A 19,959-nucleotide genomic window follows, 5' to 3' on the forward strand; every position below is an offset into this window, starting at 1 on the left:
CCATGAATAGCCACGCGAGTATCGCGGTCGATCGTTTCATCAACGGCACACAATATTGCCGATGATGCCGCCGACGTAGCCGAATGTCCAGCCGCCGAGAATGTCTCCCCCCATCGCGAACGCGGGAGCCAACTCTGGGTTACCTAGCGCAGTGATGCCGGCTGCCGCCAAACTCCCGGTTGCGGCGCCGCCCGCGACACCGGCACCGCCTGAGATGGCAGCGACGCAAGCGTCCTGGAAGGTCTTCGCCGTCACAGTGTCATAGAGCGCGGTCGCCACACCCAGAGTCGGGCCGCCGTACTTCCCCACCTTGCTAAGGCTCTCGACGGATTGCGGTGAGAGCATAGGGATTCCGCGTTTGGCCTGTCCCTCCAGTCCGGTGAACGCACCGCCGACGGTCGTCAGCACCGGATGGGTGAAGAATTCGTCGGGCAACACTCCGTGACGTCCATCCGCGGCCGTCACGCCACCGGTGCACTTACCGTCAGCAGTGAGCGTCATGGTGACCTCCGTGCCGTCGGCGAATTTGATCGACGTGAGCTTGGTCCCGTCGTAGTTCGTCTTGTCCTGAGAGAACGTGCTCGACACCTCTTTGCCGTTCTTGTCGTAGTACGTGTCTTCGACGCAGGGCAGAAATTCGTTCCATTCGTATATCTCGTGTCTACTGCCATCCATCATCGTCAACGTCCTGCGCACCTGGCCGTCTTCAGTGACCCACTCTTTGGTTTCCCGCACGGTCTGGGCCATGTCGTTGTCGCGCACGATGCCTTGTTGGATCAGGCCATTGAGCGTCATCGGGTTGGGGACCTGGTCCGCCGGCTGCGCGAATCCCGAGTTGGGGTCCAGACTGCGTGGATCACTCGGACCGGGCAAAGAAGATCCGAAAGTATCTGCTATAGCGTGTATTTGGGCTGCGGTTCCGCTGTCGGCATCGCCGAGCGCGACCAGTAGACGGTTGATCTCCGCCTGCTCAGCCTTCGCCCGAGCCTGAAGAATGGCCGACTTCTCGGCCGACAAGCGTGCCGGCTTGATGAGCACCACCCACATGTCCGTAACGGACAGTTCGCCGCGGTCGACTTCGTCCGCGTGATGCAACAACGCGGTTCTGGCACCGCCGATCGCCCCGACGCCCTTCGACAGGCCGCCGGCGACCGCTTCGGTGTAGTCGCTGAACTGGGACGCGGTATCCGTCGCACGGATGAACATCGCAGTCGCGGCCTTGTGCGCCGGGCCGTCCCATGCGCGGGCCTCCGGCATCCGGTCGCAGCCGTCATCGAGATTGCGCATGGCCGTGTACACCGAGTACCCCGCGGCGCTCACCCCCGATGAGGCCGGTAACAGCGACTCAGGATTCCACCCCTGCAGGCGGGAACGCGTCGGCAGCACCGGTCAGAACAATCCGTCGAACGCACGGGCGAGATTGTCGTCCTCGACCTGATATCTGTCGCCGGCCCCCCGGACTGCGGCGCCCATGTCGGTCACGTTCTTGGCGATGTCGTTCGCCTTCTGAGAGATGTGCTCGCCGACAACGCGCATCGCCCATTGCGTGGTCGACCCCGGAATTCCATCAGCCGCGGTCGTCGCTCTGTGCCCGACGTCGCTATCGCGAATGGCGGTGGCGGCCGAATCAACCTGCGCGGCAAACGCGCGCAGCACCTCTGGATCGACGAGCACGATCACTCCTGGAATTTCAGTACGCAATCAGTTGTCTCGACCCTAAGGCCTGCCGGACACCTCTCCGCGCACGAATTTCCGCACGCTCGCCGTCGCGCGAGCTACGCCGCGAGCACCTGGTCGAGGGCCGAGTAGAACAAGCCGAGCCCGTCGTCGGACGGCCCGGTCAACGCCTCGGTGGCGTGCTCGGGATGCGGCATCAGGCCGACGACGCGACCGTTGGCCGAGCTGATACCGGCGATGTCGCGCATGGAGCCGTTGGGGTTGTCGCGGTAGCGGAACACCACCCGCCCTTCGCCCTCCAACTCGTCGAGCACCTTCTCGCTGGCCACGTAGCGGCCCTCGCCCGATTTCAACGGCACCAGAATGTCGGCGCCGACGTCGTAGCGCGACGTCCACGCCGTCGTATTCGACACGACCTCCAGCCACAGATCACGGCAGACAAAGTGCAAGCCCGCGTTACGCGTCAGCGCTCCAGGCAGCAGGCCGGCCTCACACAGCACCTGAAAACCGTTGCAGATCCCCAACACTGGCAATCCCTGCTCAGCGCCGCGGACCACCTCGCCCATCACCGGGGCGAACTTCGCGATCGCGCCGCAACGCAAGTAGTCCCCGTACGAGAAGCCGCCGGGCACCACCACCGCGTCGACCCCCTTGAGGTCCCCGTCGGCGTGCCACAGGCTGACCGCCTCGGCCCCGGCCAGCTTGACCGCCCTGGCCGCGTCGACGTCGTCCAACGTCCCCGGAAATGTGATCACGCCCACACGTGCGGTCATGATGGCTCCCTGCTGACGCTGAAATCCTCGATCACCGTGTTCGCCAGAAGCGATTCGGCAATCTCGGCCAGGGTGTCGTCGTCGATGCTGTCGTCGACCTCGAGCTCAAATCGCTTGCCCTGCCGCACATCCGAGACACCGCCGAAGCCGAGCCGTCCCAGCGCCCCGACGATCGCCTGCCCCTGCGGGTCGAGGATCTCCGCCTTGGGCATCACCTGCACAACCACCCTTGCCACGGCGAACACTCTACCGGCGGCAACACCGCCGCCGCCTCACCGGCACGAACCCAGGTATGCCCTGCACAACGCGGCCGCCATCGCATCGAGCACCTGCGCGTCGGCCACCGCCGGCCAGTCCACCTGAGCCGGCAGCGACGACCACATGGCCAGTTCGACAACGGTGCTGCTGCCCGGATGGGCCAGCAGGTACTCGTGCATCACCTGGATGCCCGCCTTGCTGATCACCGCTGCGACGCTTGTGCCGTCATCGGTGGTGATCGATGGCGACGCCGTGTCCGCCGTCGACTGGCAGTCGCGCAGCTGTGACCTGGCGGTTTCCAGGGTCGACAGCGCGGTCCGTCCGCCGGTCGCGGTGTCGCCGCGCCAGTGGATCACCTGCACCAAAAGGTTCCACTGGCCTTTCTCGTGGAGCACCACCGACCGCGCCGCGACGGCATACGCCCGCGGATCCTCGGCGACCGGCGGACTGGTGCACACCGCCTCGAAGCCGAACCGCGGCGACGACGCCGTCACCGCCAATGCGGCCAGGCCGGGCCACCGATACACCGGGTATAGCGGCACAGACGTCGGCGCGATCCACGCCGCATCGGGGATGGCGTCGCAAAACGGCGGGCACTCGCCCGGGACGGCGCCAGTAGTGGGCGCGATGGCCAGCCCAAACGTCGTCACGGCCACCGCCAGCAGCAATCGCACGTTGCAGGTCCCCCCGGGTACAGACTTGCGCGCCACAATATAGGCATGCAATTGACGCATTTCGGCCATTCATGCCTACTCGCGAATTTCAAGGGCGATTCAGGACAGGACACCACCGTCCTGTTCGACCCGGGGACCTTTTCGCATGGGTTCGAGGGCATCACCGGGCTGTCGGCCATCCTGATCACCCACCAGCACCCCGATCATGCCGACACGGCGCGGCTACCGGCGCTCGTCGAGGCCAACCCGCAGGCCGCGCTGTACGCCGACCCGCAGACCGCCGAACAACTCGGCGACCCCTGGCAGGCCGTGCACGTCGGCGACGAGTTGAGCATCGGGCACCTGGCCGTGCGCGGAGTCGGCGGCAGGCACGCGGTGATCCACCCGGAAATCCCTGTGATAGACAACATTTCGTACCTCATCGGCGACGGCTCGCATGCCGCCCGGTTGATGCATCCCGGCGACGCGCTGTTCGCCCCCGGTGAGCCCGTCGACGTGCTGGCCACTCCCGCGGCCGCCCCGTGGATGAAGGTGTCGGAGGCGGTCGACTATCTGCGCGCCGTCGCACCCGCCCGCGCCGTACCCATCCATCAGGCGATCATCGAACCGAACGCCCGCGGCCTCTACTACGGGCGGCTGTCCGAGATGACCAACGCCGACTTCCAGGTGCTCGAACCCGAGAACGCGACGGAGTTCTAGGCCGTAGCCCTCGCCGCTGCCCGGCCCGCCGCTCGCCCCGAGAACACGCATCCGCCCAGGAAGGTGCCCTCCAGCGAGCGGTAGCCGTGCACGCCGCCGCCGCCGAATCCGGCCGCCTCGCCGGCTGCGTACAAACCGTCGAACGGGGTGCCGTCGGGTTTGAGCGCCCGCGAGTCCAGGTCGGTTTCCAACCCGCCCAACGACTTGCGGGTCAGGATGTGCAGTTTGACGGCGATCAACGGGCCGGCCTTCGGATCGGTGAGCCGGTGCGGGGCGACGACGCGGCCGAACCGGTCGCCGAGGTAGTTGCGCGCCACCCGGATCGAGGCGATCTGGGTGTCCTTGGTGAACCGGTTGGCCACCTCGCGGTCGCGGGCAGTCACCTCCGCCTCGACGGTCGCATAGTCCAGCGGCACCACGTCAGGCACCTTGTTCATTGCAGATACCAAGTCGCGCAGCGAGTTTGCGCTGACGAAGTCGACACCCTCGTCCACGAACGCTTGTACCGGCGGCGGTGCCCCAGGCCGCACCCGCCGCAACACATCGCGCACGCTCTTGCCGGTGAGGTCGGGATTCTGCTCCTGCCCGGACAACGCGAACTCCTTTTCGATGATTCGCGCGTTGAGGACGTACCACGTGTAGTCCTGCCCGGTTTGCGAGATGTACTCCAGCGTGCCGAGCGTGTCGAAGCCCGGATACAACGGCGACGGCAACCGTTTGCCGTTGGCGTCCAGCCACAACGACGACGGCCCAGGAATGATCCGGATGCCGTGCAACGGCCAGATGGGGTCGTAGTTCGTGATGCCCTCGGTGTAGTGCCACATCCGGTCGCTGTTGATCACCCGAGCACCGGCCGATTCGGTGATGCCGATCATCCGCCCGTCGACGTGCGCGGGAACCCCGCTGAGCAACTGCTCGGGCACCCGGCCCATCCGCTTCGGCCAGTTCTGCCGCACCAGGTCGTGGTTACCGCCGATCCCGCCACTGGCGACGACTACCGCCTGTGCGCGAAATTCGAAGTCGCCGACGACATTTCGTGACGACTCCACACCGCGCGCAGCGGTCGTAGGTTCCAGCACCGCACCGCGCACTCCGGTGACCGCGCCGCTGTCCACGACCAGCTCGTCGACGCGGTGGCGGTGCGCGAACCGCACCTTGGCGTTGCCCAGCAGCCTGCGCGCGAAGATGTCGACGATCGCAGGCCCGGTGCCCCAGGTGATGTGGAAGCGCGGCACCGAGTTGCCGTGGCCGCGGGCGTCGTAGCCGCCCCGCTCGGCCCAGCCGACCAGCGGGAAGGTCCGCAGACCGCGCTCGTGCAGCCAACTGCGCTTCTCCCCCGCGGCGAAGTCGACGTAGGCGTGCGCCCACTGCCGCGGCCAGTGGTCCTCGGGCCGGTCGAAGCCCGCGGTGCCCAGCCAGTCCTGCAACGCCAGCTCGTGGCTGTCGCGGATGCCCAGCCGCCGCTGCTCCGGGCTGTCCACGAAGAACAGCCCGCCGAACGACCAGAACGCCTGGCCACCGACGTTGTTGGCGTTCTCCTGGTCCACGATCAACACGCTGCGGCCACGTTCGACCAGCTCACACGCGGCCACCAGACCGGCCAGACCGGCACCTACCACGATCACATCAGCATCTGCCACGCCGCCACGTTAGCGGCGTTGGCTATGCCGCGTCTGTCAGAGCGGGATATGGATCCCAGTGGTAGACGCACGGCACGCACCCGTGCATCAACGCCAGGTCGACGGCATCCAACATGGCCTGCCGCGGCCCCGGCCGACGCAGATGACGTGCGGCCACCGCGACGCGGACGACACCCTCGCGCCGCGCCGAGCGTTCGGCCGACAGGACAAGCGTTCGACACCACCACGGCTCGCTCAGGAACCCCTCGCCGATGCCGAGCACCCGGCTCCGCACGGTGGTCTGACGAACCAGATCGGTGATACCGCTCAGCCCGGCGACGAGCCGAAACCCAGTGCGGGGCAACGCCATCATGGTGCCCTGCGATACCGTCCATCCGGGTGCGGCGAACAGCCGGGTCCGCAACCCCAGATGCTCGAGCACCCGGTCCGCGCCCATCAACCGCAGATTCGCTTCGTGCGCTTGCAAAGTGGCGAACTCGCCGCGTCGCTTCTTGGTGGCCGCCTCGTCAAAGCCGTGCAGCACGATGGCATCACCGCGGGTGCGCCGGTCTGCAAGCCACTCGACCGTCGGCGCATCCGAGTCGAGCCGGTAGCCCCCTTTGATTCTCGGCGCCACCAAAAACGAGGCAGGCACCCCACGTTCGTCAAGCCGGCCGCGGAACGCGGCGACGTCGGCCAGCGTGCGATCGCTGATCCCGGAAACCGAGACGATCAGTTGTCCAGCCACGCGTTCAGTGTGGCGCCGGCAAATGTCGCGACGGTTTACAACACGTGGTCAGCAGTTGACATCTACCGGGGCAACACCGATTCGATGGCCGCGATCACCTCAGGCGCATCCGGCACCGTGCGCGGCCGGAACCGGTTGAGCACCTGACCGCCGGGGGCGAGCAGGAACTTCTCGAAGTTCCACTGGACGTCGCCCGCCTCGCCGGAGGCATCCGGCGTCCTGGTCAGCTCGACGTAGAGCGGGTGGCGGTTCGCGCCGTTCACGTCGGTCTTGGCCAGCAGCGGAAATGTCACGCCGTAGTTGGTGGCGCAGAACGTCTGGATCTCCTCGGCGGTGCCCGGCTCCTGGCCCATGAACTGGTTGCACGGCACCCCGATCACCGTCAGGCCGCGGTCAGCGTAGTCCTTCGCCAGCTGCTCCAACGCGGTGTATTGCGGAGTCAGCCCACACTTCGACGCCACGTTCACCACCAACGCAGCGCCGCCGGCCAACTCGGCCAGCGTGGTCGGCCGTCCGTCCAGCGTCGTCAATGCGATGTCAGTCAGCGAGGTCATAACCCGGCACGCTACCGGTTCGTGAACAGCATCCCGGCGACCCGGTGCACCAGCGCGATCGGATCGGTGTCGTTGTCGATCGCTTGATTGAGCCATAGCAGCGAAAAGCCGTGCACCAGAGACCATGCCGCCAATGCCGCGGCCTGTGGATCGCCCTTGGCGTTCAGATCGTCGAGCGTGCCTACCCCTTGTGCCAACTCGGTCCCGGCGGCATCCATCGACGCGATCAGTTCGGGGTCCGCGGAGTTGACCAGCGACCGGTCGAACATCACCGCGTAGTGGCCGGGATGGTCCAGCGCGAATCGGACGTAGGCCAGTGCCGCGTCAAGGAAGTCCGGCCGCGCGTCTCGCAGCGCCTCGGTCAGCAGGCGCCACCCCTCGGCGGCGAGCGCGGTGAACAGTCCGCGACGGTCGGTGAAGTGATGCGCGGGCGCGGCGTGGGACACCCCGGCCTCCCGCGCGAGCTCACGCAGCGAGATTCCGTCGGCGCCGCGCTCGGCGACAAGGGTGGCGGCCTTGGCCAGGATCACGGCCTTCAGATCGCCGTGGTGATAGGTGTCCCTGCTCATCTGCCGATCATATCTTGACAGTGCCTAGATTCCCGCATAACCTCAATCTTGTCACTGTCTAGATTAGGAGTCGCAATGGCAGTCGTCCTCACCCTGGTCTTCGGCACCCTGGCCGCCCGCCTGGTCGGCTGGCTGGGGGTCGATTACGTCGCAGGTTGGCCGGAAGCGCTCGCGGTCGGCCTGGCGGCGATGTTCGTGTTGACCGGGGCCGCGCACTTCGTGAACCCACTGCGGCGCGACATGATCGCGATCGTCCCGCCGCGGCTACCCGCGCCGGGTCTGCTCGTCACGTTCACCGGCGTGCTGGAACTGCTGGGCGCGGCCGGACTGCTCTACCCGCCGACCCGTGTCGCGGCAGCGGTGTGTCTTTTCGTGCTGATGTTGGTGATGTTCCCGGCCAACATCTATGCGTCGCGGATGTCCGACCCGCCGAAGTCGATGAACTCACGGTTGGACGTGCGAACGGCGGAGGAGATCGTGTTCCTAGCCGCCGCCGTCGTGGTTGGCCTTGGCGGCGTCCAGTAGCCAGGCGTACTCGAACGCCACTTCCTTCCAGCGCTCATAGCGGCCGCTGATCCCGCCGTGGCCGGCGTTCATCTCGGTCTTCAGCAGCACCGGGTGATCGTCGGTCTTGGTGTGTCGAAGCGCCGCAACCCATTTCGCAGGTTCGACATACAGGACGCGGGTGTCGTTCAGCGATGTCATCGCGAGGATCGGCGGATAGTCTTTCGCCTCGATGTTCTCGTAGGGTGAGTAGGACTTCATGTAGTGGTAGACGTCCTTGTCTTCCAACGGGTTTCCCCACTCGTCCCACTCGGTGACCGTCAAAGGCAGCGACGGGTCGAGGATGGTGGTCAACGCGTCGACGAACGGCACCGCAGCGAGGATGCCCGCGAACAGTTCCGGCGCCATGTTGGCGACCGCGCCCATCAGCAACCCGCCCGCGCTGCCGCCAAAGGCCACCAGGTTCTCCGGTCGGGTGACGTCGGTCTGGATGAGGTGGTGCGCCACCACGATGAAATCGGTGAAGGTGTTCTTCTTCTCCAGCAGCTTGCCGTGCTCGTACCAGGATCTGCCGAGCTCGCCGCCGCCGCGTACATGGGCGACCGCGAACACCATGCCCCGGTCGAGCAGCGACAGCCGGGCGATGGAAAACCGTGGGTCTTCGCAGGATTCGTAGGCGCCGTAGCCGTACAGCAGCGTCGGAGCGGGGTACGGCAAGCCGATGCGGTGGACGATCGAAATCGGTACGCGCACACCGTCGGGGGCGACGGCCCAGTCGCGCCGCTCGACGTACTCGTCGGGGTGATAGTCGCCGAGTACGGGTTGCTCACGCAGCAGCGTGCGCTCGCCGGTGGCCAGGTCGATGTCGTAGATGCGCACCGGGATGACGAACGACGTCGCACCGATCCGCAGCTTGGGCGAACTCCAGTTCGGGTTCGCCGAGAGGCCCGCCGACATCAACTCGGAGTCGAACGTGATGTCCTCGGGGCGGCCGTATTCGCCGTCGGCGTATATGGGCCACAGCTGAATCCGCGGCAGCGCCTCACTGCGGTAGCTGACGACCAGATGTCCCTCGAACGCGTCGACCGAGTCGAGTCGGACGTCGCCTCGGTGTTCGATCAGGGTCCGAACGTTGGTGGGATCGCTGACCGGAGCCTCGACGAGCGTGAAGTTCTCGGCGCCGTCGTTGTGCAAGATCAAAAACCGGTCCTCGCCGCCGACGATCGCGTGCTCGACGGAGTACTCGACCAGTTCGCGCCGCGGCCAGATGGTGGTGAACTCGGCCTCACCGTCTCCTGCGTCGCCGTAGCGCATCTCGGTCGTGACGGCGCTGCCTGCGGCGATGACGATGTATTTGTTGCTGCGGGTGCGGCCGACAGCGAGCCAGAACTTCTCGTCGGGCTCGTGGTAGACCTTCTCGGCGGGCAAGCCGGAGCCCAGGCGATGTCGCCATACCGTGTCCGGGCGCCATGCCTCGTCGACCGTGACGTAGTAGATCGTGTGGTTGTCGGCCGCCCAGGTGGCTCCGGCGCCGATGCCGACGATCTCGTCGTCGTACAGAGCTCCGGTGCGTAAGTCCTTAAAGCGCAGCGTGTATCGTTCGTCACCCTTGACGTCCACGGAGTAGGCCAGGATGTTGCCGTCCAGGCTGACCGACGCGGCGCCGAGAGCGAAGTAGTCGTGTCCTTCAGCCTCGACGTTCTCATCGAGCAAGATCTGCTCGCCGGGGATCTCGGTGTTCTCGTCGAACTGCGGCGGCACCCAGTCGTCGGGATCTGCGACGGGGCAACGGCATTGCACGCTGTATTGCTTGCCCTCGAAGCTGCGGCCGTAGTACCACCAATCGCCGCGCCGAGTCGGCACCGACAGATCGGTTTCCTTGGTCCGCGCCTTGATCTCGTCAAAGATCTTCTGCCGCAGCGGGGCCAACGACTCGGTGACGTGGTCGGTGTATTCGTTCTCGGCCTTGAGGTACTCGAGAACTTCGGGGTCGTCTTTGTCGCGCAACCACTCGTAAGGGTCGACGAAGACGTCGCCGTGATACTCGCGGCGATGATCGATGCGTTTGGCTACAGGCGGGTTCACGGTTTGATCCAGTCGCTGAACTTACGGCCCGAAATGCGTTCGTAGGCCTCGATGTAACGGGAGCGGGTGGCGTCGACGATGTCGGGTGGCAGCGGGGGCGGCGGCTTGTCGCCGTTGCGGTCCCAGCCGGACTCCGGGCTGGTCAGCCAGTTGCGCACGAACTGCTTGTCGAAACTCTGCTGGACGACACCCTCCCGGTATTCGTCGGCGCGCCAGTACCTGCTGGAGTCCGGGGTGAAGACCTCATCGGCGAGGCGCAGGTTGCCTTGCTTGTCGACGCCGAACTCGAATTTGGTGTCGGCGACGATGATGCCCTTCGTCAGCGCATGATCGGCGCCCTGCACGTAGGTCTGCATGGTCTTCTCCCGCAACTGGTTGGCCCGCACCGCGCCGACCAATTCGATCACGTCGTTGAACGAGATGTTCTCGTCGTGTTGTCCTAGTTCGGCTTTGGTGGCCGGGGTGAACAACGGCTGGGCGAATTTACTGGCCTCCGTCAGCCCCGGCGGCAATGCGATGCCGCACACCTTGCCGGTCTTCTGATAGTCGATCAGCCCGGACCCCGTCAGGTAGCCGCGGGCCACCGCCTCCACCGGCAGCATCTCGAGTTCCTGCACCACCAAGGCCCGGCCGAGCACCTCTTGCGGGATGCGCTCGTCGTCGGGCGGGCCGGCCAGGTGGTTGGGCGCCGAGACGAAGTCGAAAAAGAAGACGCTCATCGCGGTCAGGATGCGGCCCTTATCGGGTATCTCCGAGTCCAGGATGTAGTCGTAGGCGGAGATCCGGTCGGTGGCGACGAACAACAGTGTCTCGTCGTCGACGCGGTACAGTTCGCGAACCTTGCCGCTGGCCAGATGTTCGTAGTCCGACAGAGACGGGCGCATCGGGCCAGCCTATCTGCTGGGATCAACCTTATGACGTCCCGTTACGTGCCCTATGCCACCACACCGACGCGGCTGCTCAGGCAGTTGATCAGCGACGTGGTGGTGATCGCCTGGACGACCGTGTGGGTGCTGGTCGGGATGGCGGTGCATTCCGCTGTGTCGGCCATCGGCGAGGTCGGTCGCCAGGTCGAGGCCGGCGCCAACGGCGTCGCCGACAACCTCAACTCGGCCGGTGACCGCACAGACGACTTTCCGCTCATCGGTGATGCGCTTGCCAAGCCGCTGCGAGCGGCCAGCGAGGCCGCGCTCGACATCGCGGGCGGCGGGCACAGCTTGTTTACGACGGCGTCGTGGTTGTCCTGGGTGCTTGCACTGGCGGTCGCCGCCCCGCCGATCCTGTTCGTCGCGCTGCCCTGGCTGTTTCTGCGGATCCGGTTCTTCCGCCGCAAGTGGACGGCCATCACACTGTCCTCGACGGCGGCGGGTGAGCAATTGCTCGCCCTGCGGGCGCTGGCCAACCGGCCGTTAGCCAAGCTCGCCGCGATCACGCCCGACCCGGTGGGCGCGTGGCGGGATCTCGACCCCATCGCGATCCGCGGCCTGGCCGCGCTGGAACTCCGGGCGGCGGGCGTCCGGGTCCGCCGCATCCCCCACTGAGCGATTTCGGTGTGCTGGGTCGCGCCCGCCGCGACTGAACACACCGAAATCGCAGCGAGTGGAACCGCGCAGGCCGTCACTGCCGTCCATTAAGTCGTGCTCGATGACTACCTACGCCGACATGACGGCGTCATCACATTGACTCAAGCGCGCAGCGCGGGCCTGAGCAAGCATGCTGTCAACCGACGAACACAGGCCGGTCAGTGGGTGCGATGTTCCCAGGGCGTGTACTTCGTCGACGACAGGCCGTTTACCGACCGGGCACGTATCCGCGCCGCGGTGTGGGGCTACGGGGACCGAGCCACCGCGAGCGGTTTGGCCGCGGCGTGGTGGCACGACCTGACCAGATACCCGCCCGACGTCGTCGAGGTGACAGTGCCCCGTCAGGGCGCGAGCCGATGCCACGCGGCTACCAGATTGAGGCGGCGGGATCTGGATCCACACGACGTCGTCGAGCGCGACGGCTTACGCGTGACGGCGCTGCCGCTGACCGTGGTCGAGGCCGCCGCCAGACGCGGCGCCGGCGCCAAGCTGATGGACTCCGCACTGCAGCGCCATGTCGAACTGCCGCAACTCTGGAAAGCCCATCTGCGCAACAAGGGCCGCTACGGTTCGCCCGCCGCGAGGCGACTGCTTGTGGCCGCGGCCGACGGCGCCCGCTCCGAAGCCGAACGCCTGCTGATCAAGCTGTTGCGAGACAACAACATCACCGGCTGGAAGGCCAACTATCCGGTCGGCGGATACAAGGTCGACGTCGGATTCCCGGCGGAGAAGATAGCCGTCGAAACCGACGGCTGGGCCTTTCACCACAGCCGGGAAGACTTCCAGATCGACCGCGAACGACAGAACAAGCTGATCCTGCTCGGCTGGCTGGTGCTGCGCTTCACGTGGCTGGATCTGACGGAGTATCCGCAGCGCGTGCTCGCCGAAATCGAAGCAGCGCGTCGGTCGCGACGATGAGCCACGCCGCCAGCGCGATCCAGAAGAACACCAGCGACACGATTGTCAGCCAGCGCCAACCGGTTTCGACGGCGGTGGCATACGTCGCCGACGAGTACATTCCCAGCGGGAACACCGTAGCCCACCCCAGCCCGATGCGACGCCGGAGGCAGGCATAAACCAAGAACGGGATGCATGCGGTGGCCACGATCCACGTCACCACCGTCACCGGCCACACCGCGGTCAGGCCCGCCTTGTGAATGTGATCGCCCGCCAACGTCGCGATCGCCGCACCGCCCATCAGAATCCAGATGTGCGGCCGCGCCACATCCGGCGGCAACGCCTCACGCAGCACACGCCCCACCACCAGGCTCGTCATCATCGCGTACACGAACATCGCGAGAACCCAGAACAACACGGCAGGAAACACGATCTTCAAATCCGCCATCAGGATCGCCAGCCCGGACGTCGCGACGCTGGCCAGTTCCCACCCGCCGTGCGCGCGATCACGCAGGCCGGAGCGTTCGCGCCACAGTCGCCGCGCCACCACCGGCGCCAGCGAAAGCCAGCCCTGCAACGCCATTCCGGCCAGCACCCACAGCACTATTCGGTGCTCAGCCAGTCGCGCCGCGACCACGGCGCATGCAGCGATGTACGTGCACAGCGGAATCGCCACATCGAGATCGGTCAGCGCCCACGACTCGCGTCGCCAGGCAGTCGCGGCCGCCACGATCAGCACCGGCAACGCGACCCCCGCCAACACGATCAACGCGTCGCTGACAACGTCGAGACCGTGGTCCGCGGCCGCGATCGACACGATGCCGGTCGCCATCACCGCCGCAAACGTGTCGGGTTTCACGGCCGCAGTTCGACCACCAGATGCCGGATTCCGGTGTGCCGGTTGCTGCGCGTCCACTCCACCGGCTTGACCACCTGCACCGACGAGAACCTGCCCAGCAATTCCTCGAACAGCACCCGCAGTTCGAGCCGCGCCAGGTTGGCGCCAAGGCAGTAGTGCACACCATGCCCAAAACCCAGATGCGGATTGGGTTTCCGCGCGATGTCAAACGTATCCGCGTCGGCGAACACCGACGCGTCGCGGTTTGCTGAGCCCTCCCACAACTGCACCTTCTGCCCGGCCTCGATGCGGCACCCGGCCAACTCGACCTCGCGGGTGGCGGTGCGCCGCTTCGACGGCGACGGTGACGTCCACCGCACCATCTCCTCGATCGCAGAGGGCAACAGCGCCAGATCCGAACGCAGCAAAGCCAATTGACCAGGATGCTCCGCCAACACCAGCAGCCCACCCGCGACGGCGTTGCGCGTCGTCTCCGCCCCCGCGCTGAACAGCAGGCTGAAGAACAGGTAGACCTCGAGGTCGCTGGCGTCGGAGTTGGCGACCACCGACAACATGTCGTCGGTCGGTGAAGCCCGCTTGGCCGAGATCAACTCCTGGCCGTAGGCGTACATCCGCGACCCGGCGTCCTCCGCCGACATCTGCCCCACCGACGCTTTACGGGCGCCGCCGAAGTCGAACTGCGGTTCGATGGCCTCGAACAGCCAATGCCGTTCGGACTCAGGAATTCCCAGCAGAATGCAGATCATCTGCATCGGCAGTTCGGCGGCGATCTCGACCAGGAAGTCGAAGGGCTCACCTGGCACCACCGCGGTTAGCAGGCGACGCGCCCGCACCCGCAGATCGTCTTCCACCCTGGCGATCATCCGCGGCGTCAGGCCCGAACTGACCAGTCGGCGGATCTGCGAGTGTCGCGGATCGTCCATCATGTTCAAGACTTGGCCGGCGATCGACAGGTCCTGCAAGAGTGTGCCACCGTACGGCCGTGACCCTCCGGTGACGGAGGAGAAGGTCGATGGATCACGAAATACCGCAAGCGTTTCCGCGTGCGTGGCTACCGACCAGAAGCCCTCCCCGTCCGGCGTGTGCTCGGTGGCAGGGTGCCAGTACACCGGCGCCTCGCGCCGATGCACCGTGAACAGCGCGTGCGGAAACCCGGATGCGAAGTTGTCCAGATCGGTGAAGTCGATCTGCGACAACTCCGAACTCACAGGATCGCGCCCGAGGTGTACTTCGCCGCCTCGGGATAGCGGCCCACCAGGTCGTCAACCGCGTCCACCACCCTGTCCACTTGATCGCCCGCGGCGCCGGTGAACGCCTGCTTGTCGGCCAGCGCGGCGTCGAGCGCGACACGGTCCAGCGGCAGCCGTGGGTCGGCGGCCAACCGATCCAAAAGGTCGGGCTCCAAACCCTTCTCGCGCATCGCCAACGCCACCGCGACGGCATGCTCCTTGATCACCTCGTGCGCGGCCTCGCGGCCCATCCCCGCGCGCACGGCCGCGATCAGGATTCGCGTCGTCGCCAAGAACGGCAGGTACCGGTCGAGTTCACGCTGGATCACAGCGGGATAGGCGCCGAACTCGTCGAGCACCGTCAGGAACGTCTCGATCTGGCCGTCGATCGCGAAGAACGCGTCGGGCAGTGCGACGCGTCGCACCACCGAGCAGAACACGTCGCCCTCGTTCCACTGCGCGCCCGCCAACTCGGCGGCCATCGACGCGTAGCCGCGCAACACCACCTGTAACCCGTTGACCCGCTCGCAGGACCGCGTGTTCATCTTGTGCGGCATGGCCGACGAACCGACCTGCCCCGGCGCGAAGCCCTCGGTCACCAGCTCGTGGCCTGCCATCAGCCGGATGGTGTGCGCCAGCGACGACGGCCCGGCCCCCACCTGCACCAGGGCGGACACCACGTCGTGGTCCAGCGACCGCGGATAGACCTGGCCGACGCTGGTGAAAATGTCTGTGAAGCCGAGAAATTCGGCGACTCGACGCTCTAACTCTGCGAGCCGCGAAACATCGCCGCCGAACAGGTCCAGCATGTCCTGCGCGGTGCCCATCGGGCCCTTGATGCCGCGCAGCGGATACCGGTCGATCAGTGTCCGCAACCGCTCGAGCGCCAACAGCATCTCCTCGGCCGCCGACGCGAACCGCTTGCCCAACGTGGTGGCCTGCGCGGCAACGTTGTGGCTGCGTCCCGCCATCACCAGATCGCGGTAGCTGATCGCACGCTCGGCCAGCCGTGCCACCACCGCGACACCGTGGGCGTGCACCAATTCGAGCGACCGGCGGATCTGCAACTGCTCGACGTTCTCGGTGAGGTCCCGAGACGTCATGCCCTTGTGCACATGCTCGTGCCCTGCCAACGCGTTGAACTCCTCGATGCGCGCCTTGACGTCGTGGCGCAGCACCCGCTCGCGCGCCGCGATGGACGACAGGTCGACGTCGTCGAGCACCCGTTCGTAGTCCTCCACCACGCCGGCGGGCACATCGACGCCGAGCGCGGCCTGCGCTCGCAGCACCGCCAGCCACAGCCGGCGTTCGGCGACCACCTTGGCCTCCGGTGACCAGATCGCCACCATCTCGTCGCTGGCATACCGGTTGGCCAGCACATCAGGGATCGTCACAGACAGACAGCTTACGGCGCGGGTAAGGCAGGCTAGGCGTATGTACTTCGTTGGGCTCGATCTTGCGTGGGGTGAAAAGAAGCAGACCGGCGTGGCCGCCATCGATGCGGGCGGCCGCCTGCTGCATGTGGGGATCGCACTGGACGACGCCAGCATCATCGACGCCGTCGCCCCGTTCACCGGCGAGGACTGCCTGGTCGGCATCGACGCCCCACTGATCGTCAACAACCCCACCGGATACCGGCCCGCCGAGACGGCCTACAACAAGGACTTCGGCAAGTTCGACGCGGGCGCGTATCCGGCGAACACCACCAACCCGCTGTTCAACCCGCCGCGTGCGGCGGTGCTGGCAACCGCGCTCGGGCTCGATATGGATCCCGCGTCGTCGTCGACCAGGCGGGCCATCGAGGTCTACCCGCATCCGGCGACGGTGGTGTTGTTCGGGCTGGAGAAGACGCTGAAGTACAAGAAGGGGGCGTTCGGCGATCGCCAACGCGAACTGCTCAAGCTGATGACGCTGATCGAGGGACTCGACAACGAGACACCGCGACTGCGCGCGAACCGCAGCGTGGCCTGGGTCGAACTGCGCAGGCGGGTCGAGGCCGCCACCAAGCCGAGCCAACTCGACAGGGACGAGGATGCCGTCGACGCGGTCATCGCCGCGTACGTCGCGTCGTACTGGTACCACCGACCGGAGGACGTCACGATCTACGGCGACTACGAAACGGGCTACATCGTCACGCCCAAGCTGTCGGAACCCGCCAAGCCGACCCCCGACCGCCGCACCAGCCGCTCCTCGCTGGAGAACAGGCTGATCCGTGCGATGGAACTGCTCGGCGACGCGCAGAAAGAACTCAACGCGATCCGCGAAGCTCTCCGCTAATCCGGTGCGGCACCCAGATGCGTCGGGTCGGTGATCCCCGCGTCGCGGATGCCGAGGTGACGGTTGATCGCCATCGTCACGAAGAACAACACGATGCCGGTCCCGACGAGGATCAGCGCCAGCACGTACTGCTGGACGGGCCTGCCCGACAGCGGCGTCACCAGATACAGCGAGGCGATACAGCCGACCACCGGCAGCACGGTCGGAGTCTTGAAATGTCCACCCGCTTCGCGAACGTCGCGACGCAGCACCAGAACCGCGACATTGACCATGGCGAACACCGCGAGCAACAGCAGCGACGTGGTTCCGCCGAGCACCGCGATCGCATTGCTGTTCGCGAACGCCGTCACATAGAAGATCAACCCGAACGCGATCAGCGTGGTGAACACGATCGCCACCCAGGGCGTCAGCCGTCGAGGATGGACCGAGCCCAACACCGGCGGCAGCACATGCTGGCGGGCCATGCCGTAGATCAGCCTGCTGGCCATCAACATGTTGATCAGCGCCGTATTCGACACCGCGAACATCGATATGAACGGGAGGATGTCCTCGATCGGCAGCCCAGGCGCACCTGCCTTGACCACCTCCACCAGCGGCGTGTCACTGGCCTCGAGCACACCGACGGGCACCAGCGCGACCGCGACGATCGCCACGAGCACGTACACGACACCTGCGATCGACAGACCCGACAACAACACCTTCGGGAAGACACGGACCGGATCCTTGGTCTCCTCAGCCATGTTCACCGAGTCCTCGAAGCCGACCATCGCGAAGAACGCCAGCGACGTCGCCGTGGTCACGGCGAGGAACACATTCTTGTCCGACGCCGTTTCGAACGCGACGACGCGGGAGAAGTCGACGTCACTGCTCGACGTGAACGCCCACAAGCCGACGAGGATCACCAGCAGCAAGCCGGTGATCTCGATGATGGTCAGTCCCACATTGAGTTTCACGCTCTCGCCGACACCGCGCAGGTTGACCAGCGCGAGCAGGGCCATGAAGAGCAGGGCGACGGTGACGATCCCGACCTTGCCCCAGTCCAGATCGAACGCCGTCTCGAAATTCGCCGCGAAGAACCGCGACGCGGTGGAGGCCGACGTGATACCCGAACACATCACCACGAACGCCACCAGGAAGGTCACGAACTGCACGCCAAAAGCCTTGTGCGCGTACAGCGCTGCGCCCGCCGCCTGCGGATACTTGGTGACCAGTTCCAGGTAGCTGAACGCGGTGATGGTGGCGATCACGAACGCGACGAGGAACGGGATCCACGCCGCCCCACCGACTTCGCCCGCGACGTCGCCGGTCAGTGCGTACACGCCGGTACCGAGAATGTCACCGACGACGAACAGCAACAGCAGTCCTGGGCCCATGACTCGCCGCAGTTGTGGTTGCTCCTCAACGGTCTCCGGCGCGGTCATTGCCCTGTCCTCCGATCAGACTGGTGCCACTCTTTCATCGATCGGCGCGAGCACGTCGATCACATCGATCAAGGTCGCCCGCGCAGTTGCACGCGGGCCGTCGCCGTCGCCGACCAGCGCGGCCACCACCGCTCCGTCGACGGCGCACACCAGTGCGGTGAGCAGTTCCGCGCGCACCGAGCGACCGGACCGCTCGACCACTTCGACCACCGCATCGGTGCGCTGCTGCAGGATGCGGCGTTCGATCTCCCGCAACCCTGGTTGGCGGGCACACGCGATGTACCGCTCGTAGCGGGAGATCAACTGTTCGGTGACCCGCAGCCCGTTGGCTTCACCGACCAACAGGTCCACCAACACGTCGGCCGTCGACTCGGCGCCTCGACGCCGCCGCGACAACGCGGAGACCCGCGCGCGCAGTTGTTCGGCCTCGCGGGCCCCGGCGTGTTCGACCGCTTTGGTGATGAGGTCCTCGAGTGAGGAGAAGTAGTACGTCGTCGACGCCAACGGCAGGCCCGCGCGGCGGGCCACCGCGCGATGCCGGACCGCGTCGAAGCCGCCCTCGCACAGCAGATCAGCGGCCGCGCTGACCAGCGCGTACCGCCGACGTTCTCCCTTTGGAGTGACTGCTGCCGTCACCTTTAGCATGCTGCCAGTCAGGCGGTTGCGGCATAGCGCTTTCGGCTAATCATCAGCCTTTACTCAGGGAAGTCCGCGCTGCGGCTGACCGCCGCCCACTTTCGCGCTTCCTCATCACGTTGGGCGCCGCTGGCCAATGCGAGTTCGACGGCGTCGCTACCGAGCAGCAATCGACGCGGCGGTTCAGGCGTCTCGACGACATCGATGATGATCCGCGCTGCGCGCGCTGGATCGCCGGGTTCATTTCCGTTGAGGTTCCTACGCAATTCGTGCATGAATTCAAGTGCGTCGCGGTAATCGGGTCCTGGATCGTGCATCGTCATCGACGATCCCATCCAGTCGGTGCGGAACCCGCCGGGTTCGACGATGATCACCTTCACACCGAACGCGCTCACTTCATTGGCGAGCACCTCGGAAAAACCTTCGACGCCGAACTTAGCCGCCTGGTACGCGCCGAGGCCGGGCGTGCCGCCGACACGTCCGCCGATCGACGAAAACTGAACGAACACACCGGATCGCTGCGCGCGCAATACGGGCAGGGCGGCGCGGGTGACGTTCACAACCCCGAAGAGGTTGGCCTCGATCTGAGCGCGAAAGTCGGCGGAATCGGTCTCCTCGATGGCTGCACTGTTGGCGTAGCCGGCGTTGTTGACCACGACGTCGATGCGGCCGAACTCGGCGACCGCGAATGCCATTGCGGCAACGGCGGCGTCGGCGTCGGTGACGTCGAGACCGAACACGCGGGCTTGATCTTCGTGACCCTCGACAAGTGCGCGCAATTGCTCCGGTCGCCGCGCGGTCGCGACGACGCGATCGCCGTGGGCCAGCACTGCGCGCACCAACTCCGCGCCGAAACCGCGGGAACTTCCTGTGATGAACCAAACCTTACTCATGTGC

Annotated in this window: 22 protein-coding genes; 5 read left to right on the forward strand and 17 right to left on the reverse strand. The window is 66.1% G+C overall.

Features of this window, described 5'->3' with window-relative positions:
* Window positions 1-39 precede the first annotated feature (39 nt).
* The 5 genes from A5724_RS01465 to A5724_RS01485 form a co-directional block, all read right to left on the reverse strand.
* Window positions 40-1,257, reverse strand: a complete 1,218-nt coding sequence (locus A5724_RS01465; RefSeq protein ID WP_232004662.1) for a hypothetical protein — start codon at window positions 1,255-1,257, stop codon at window positions 40-42.
* A 132-nt stretch (window positions 1,258-1,389) separates the two neighbouring features.
* Window positions 1,390-1,674 (reverse strand): type VII secretion target, encoded by a 285-nt coding sequence (locus A5724_RS01470; RefSeq protein WP_082964812.1) that lies wholly within the window; start codon window positions 1,672-1,674, stop codon window positions 1,390-1,392.
* Between the two features lie 101 nt (window positions 1,675-1,775).
* Complete coding sequence (purQ, locus tag A5724_RS01475; RefSeq protein WP_067795054.1) at window positions 1,776-2,450, reverse strand: phosphoribosylformylglycinamidine synthase subunit PurQ; 675 nt, start codon at window positions 2,448-2,450, stop codon at window positions 1,776-1,778.
* Complete coding sequence (gene purS / locus A5724_RS01480; protein WP_067795662.1) at window positions 2,447-2,686, reverse strand: phosphoribosylformylglycinamidine synthase subunit PurS; 240 nt, start codon at window positions 2,684-2,686, stop codon at window positions 2,447-2,449. Before purS ends, purQ begins: the two co-directional genes overlap by 4 nt.
* Window positions 2,687-2,722: 36 nt before the next feature.
* Window positions 2,723-3,382, reverse strand: coding sequence for an ATPase (locus A5724_RS01485; protein WP_067795056.1), 660 nt, complete (start codon window positions 3,380-3,382; stop codon window positions 2,723-2,725).
* A gap of 45 nt (window positions 3,383-3,427) precedes the next feature.
* On the opposite strand from A5724_RS01485, the gene A5724_RS01490 reads away from it, so the two are divergent.
* Window positions 3,428-4,081, forward strand: coding sequence for an MBL fold metallo-hydrolase (locus A5724_RS01490; protein ID WP_067795061.1), 654 nt, complete (start codon window positions 3,428-3,430; stop codon window positions 4,079-4,081).
* On the opposite strand, the gene A5724_RS01495 is transcribed toward A5724_RS01490, so the two are convergent.
* The 4 genes from A5724_RS01495 to A5724_RS01510 all read right to left on the reverse strand — a co-directional run bounded on the left by A5724_RS01495 (window position 4,078) and on the right by A5724_RS01510 (window position 7,571).
* Window positions 4,078-5,721, reverse strand: a complete 1,644-nt coding sequence (locus A5724_RS01495; protein ID WP_067795064.1) for an FAD-binding dehydrogenase — start codon at window positions 5,719-5,721, stop codon at window positions 4,078-4,080. The genes A5724_RS01490 and A5724_RS01495 overlap by 4 nt on opposite strands.
* A gap of 22 nt (window positions 5,722-5,743) precedes the next feature.
* Window positions 5,744-6,448, reverse strand: coding sequence for a DUF2334 domain-containing protein (locus A5724_RS01500; RefSeq protein WP_067795067.1), 705 nt, complete (start codon window positions 6,446-6,448; stop codon window positions 5,744-5,746).
* Window positions 6,449-6,510: 62 nt separating this feature from the next.
* A complete protein-coding gene (locus A5724_RS01505) occupies window positions 6,511-7,002 on the reverse strand; it encodes a glutathione peroxidase (RefSeq protein WP_067795071.1) in 492 nt (163 codons plus the stop codon).
* A gap of 11 nt (window positions 7,003-7,013) precedes the next feature.
* On the reverse strand, window positions 7,014-7,571 hold the full coding sequence (locus A5724_RS01510) for a TetR/AcrR family transcriptional regulator (protein WP_067795077.1): 558 nt from the start codon (window positions 7,569-7,571) through the stop codon (window positions 7,014-7,016).
* 75 nt (window positions 7,572-7,646) lie between these two features.
* Here A5724_RS01510 and A5724_RS01515 point away from each other — a divergent pair, with 75 nt between their 5' ends.
* Entirely contained in the window at window positions 7,647-8,096 is a 450-nt protein-coding gene (locus A5724_RS01515; protein WP_067795080.1) for a DoxX family protein, read from the forward strand.
* Here A5724_RS01515 and A5724_RS01520 read toward each other — a convergent pair.
* Entirely contained in the window at window positions 8,055-10,160 is a 2,106-nt protein-coding gene (locus A5724_RS01520; protein WP_067795083.1) for a S9 family peptidase, read from the reverse strand. The two genes, A5724_RS01515 and A5724_RS01520, sit on opposite strands and share 42 nt — an antisense overlap.
* A complete protein-coding gene (locus A5724_RS01525; RefSeq protein WP_067795086.1) occupies window positions 10,157-11,044 on the reverse strand; it encodes a phosphoribosylaminoimidazolesuccinocarboxamide synthase in 888 nt (295 codons plus the stop codon). Before A5724_RS01525 ends, A5724_RS01520 begins: the two co-directional genes overlap by 4 nt.
* Window positions 11,045-11,074: 30 nt before the next feature.
* On the opposite strand from A5724_RS01525, the gene A5724_RS01530 reads away from it, so the two are divergent.
* On the forward strand, window positions 11,075-11,701 hold the full coding sequence (locus A5724_RS01530) for a hypothetical protein (RefSeq protein ID WP_067795089.1): 627 nt from the start codon (window positions 11,075-11,077) through the stop codon (window positions 11,699-11,701).
* 96 nt (window positions 11,702-11,797) lie between these two features.
* On the forward strand, window positions 11,798-12,661 hold the full coding sequence (locus A5724_RS01535; RefSeq protein WP_067795093.1) for a type IV toxin-antitoxin system AbiEi family antitoxin domain-containing protein: 864 nt from the start codon (window positions 11,798-11,800) through the stop codon (window positions 12,659-12,661).
* On the opposite strand, the gene A5724_RS01540 is transcribed toward A5724_RS01535, so the two are convergent.
* Genes A5724_RS01540 through purB form a run of 3 tightly spaced genes read right to left on the reverse strand, consistent with a single transcriptional unit; the run spans window position 12,585 to window position 16,122 of the window.
* Window positions 12,585-13,499, reverse strand: coding sequence for a tellurite resistance/C4-dicarboxylate transporter family protein (locus tag A5724_RS01540; protein WP_156752082.1), 915 nt, complete (start codon window positions 13,497-13,499; stop codon window positions 12,585-12,587). The two genes, A5724_RS01535 and A5724_RS01540, sit on opposite strands and share 77 nt — an antisense overlap.
* Window positions 13,496-14,707, reverse strand: a complete 1,212-nt coding sequence (locus tag A5724_RS01545) for a cytochrome P450 (protein WP_067795096.1) — start codon at window positions 14,705-14,707, stop codon at window positions 13,496-13,498. Before A5724_RS01545 ends, A5724_RS01540 begins: the two co-directional genes overlap by 4 nt.
* On the reverse strand, window positions 14,704-16,122 hold the full coding sequence (gene purB / locus A5724_RS01550) for an adenylosuccinate lyase (protein ID WP_067795099.1): 1,419 nt from the start codon (window positions 16,120-16,122) through the stop codon (window positions 14,704-14,706). The genes A5724_RS01545 and purB overlap by 4 nt, the downstream gene beginning before the upstream one ends.
* Before the next feature lie 40 nt (window positions 16,123-16,162).
* On the opposite strand from purB, the gene A5724_RS01555 reads away from it, so the two are divergent.
* Window positions 16,163-17,005: a DUF429 domain-containing protein gene (locus tag A5724_RS01555; protein ID WP_067795102.1), complete on the forward strand. Its 843-nt coding sequence runs from the start codon at window positions 16,163-16,165 to the stop codon at window positions 17,003-17,005.
* Here A5724_RS01555 and A5724_RS01560 read toward each other — a convergent pair.
* From A5724_RS01560 to A5724_RS01570, 3 genes are read right to left on the reverse strand one after another with little or no spacing between them, the layout of a single operon-like run.
* Window positions 17,002-18,426, reverse strand: coding sequence for an APC family permease (locus tag A5724_RS01560; RefSeq protein WP_067795105.1), 1,425 nt, complete (start codon window positions 18,424-18,426; stop codon window positions 17,002-17,004). The genes A5724_RS01555 and A5724_RS01560 overlap by 4 nt on opposite strands.
* A gap of 15 nt (window positions 18,427-18,441) precedes the next feature.
* Window positions 18,442-19,071, reverse strand: a complete 630-nt coding sequence (locus A5724_RS01565; RefSeq protein ID WP_067795108.1) for a TetR/AcrR family transcriptional regulator — start codon at window positions 19,069-19,071, stop codon at window positions 18,442-18,444.
* A gap of 50 nt (window positions 19,072-19,121) precedes the next feature.
* Window positions 19,122-19,955: an oxidoreductase gene (locus tag A5724_RS01570; RefSeq protein ID WP_067795112.1), complete on the reverse strand. Its 834-nt coding sequence runs from the start codon at window positions 19,953-19,955 to the stop codon at window positions 19,122-19,124.
* Between the last annotated feature and the right edge of the window lie 4 nt (window positions 19,956-19,959).

This window comes from Mycobacterium sp. ACS1612 (genome assembly GCF_001667505.1).
Classification (GTDB): domain Bacteria; phylum Actinomycetota; class Actinomycetes; order Mycobacteriales; family Mycobacteriaceae; genus Mycobacterium.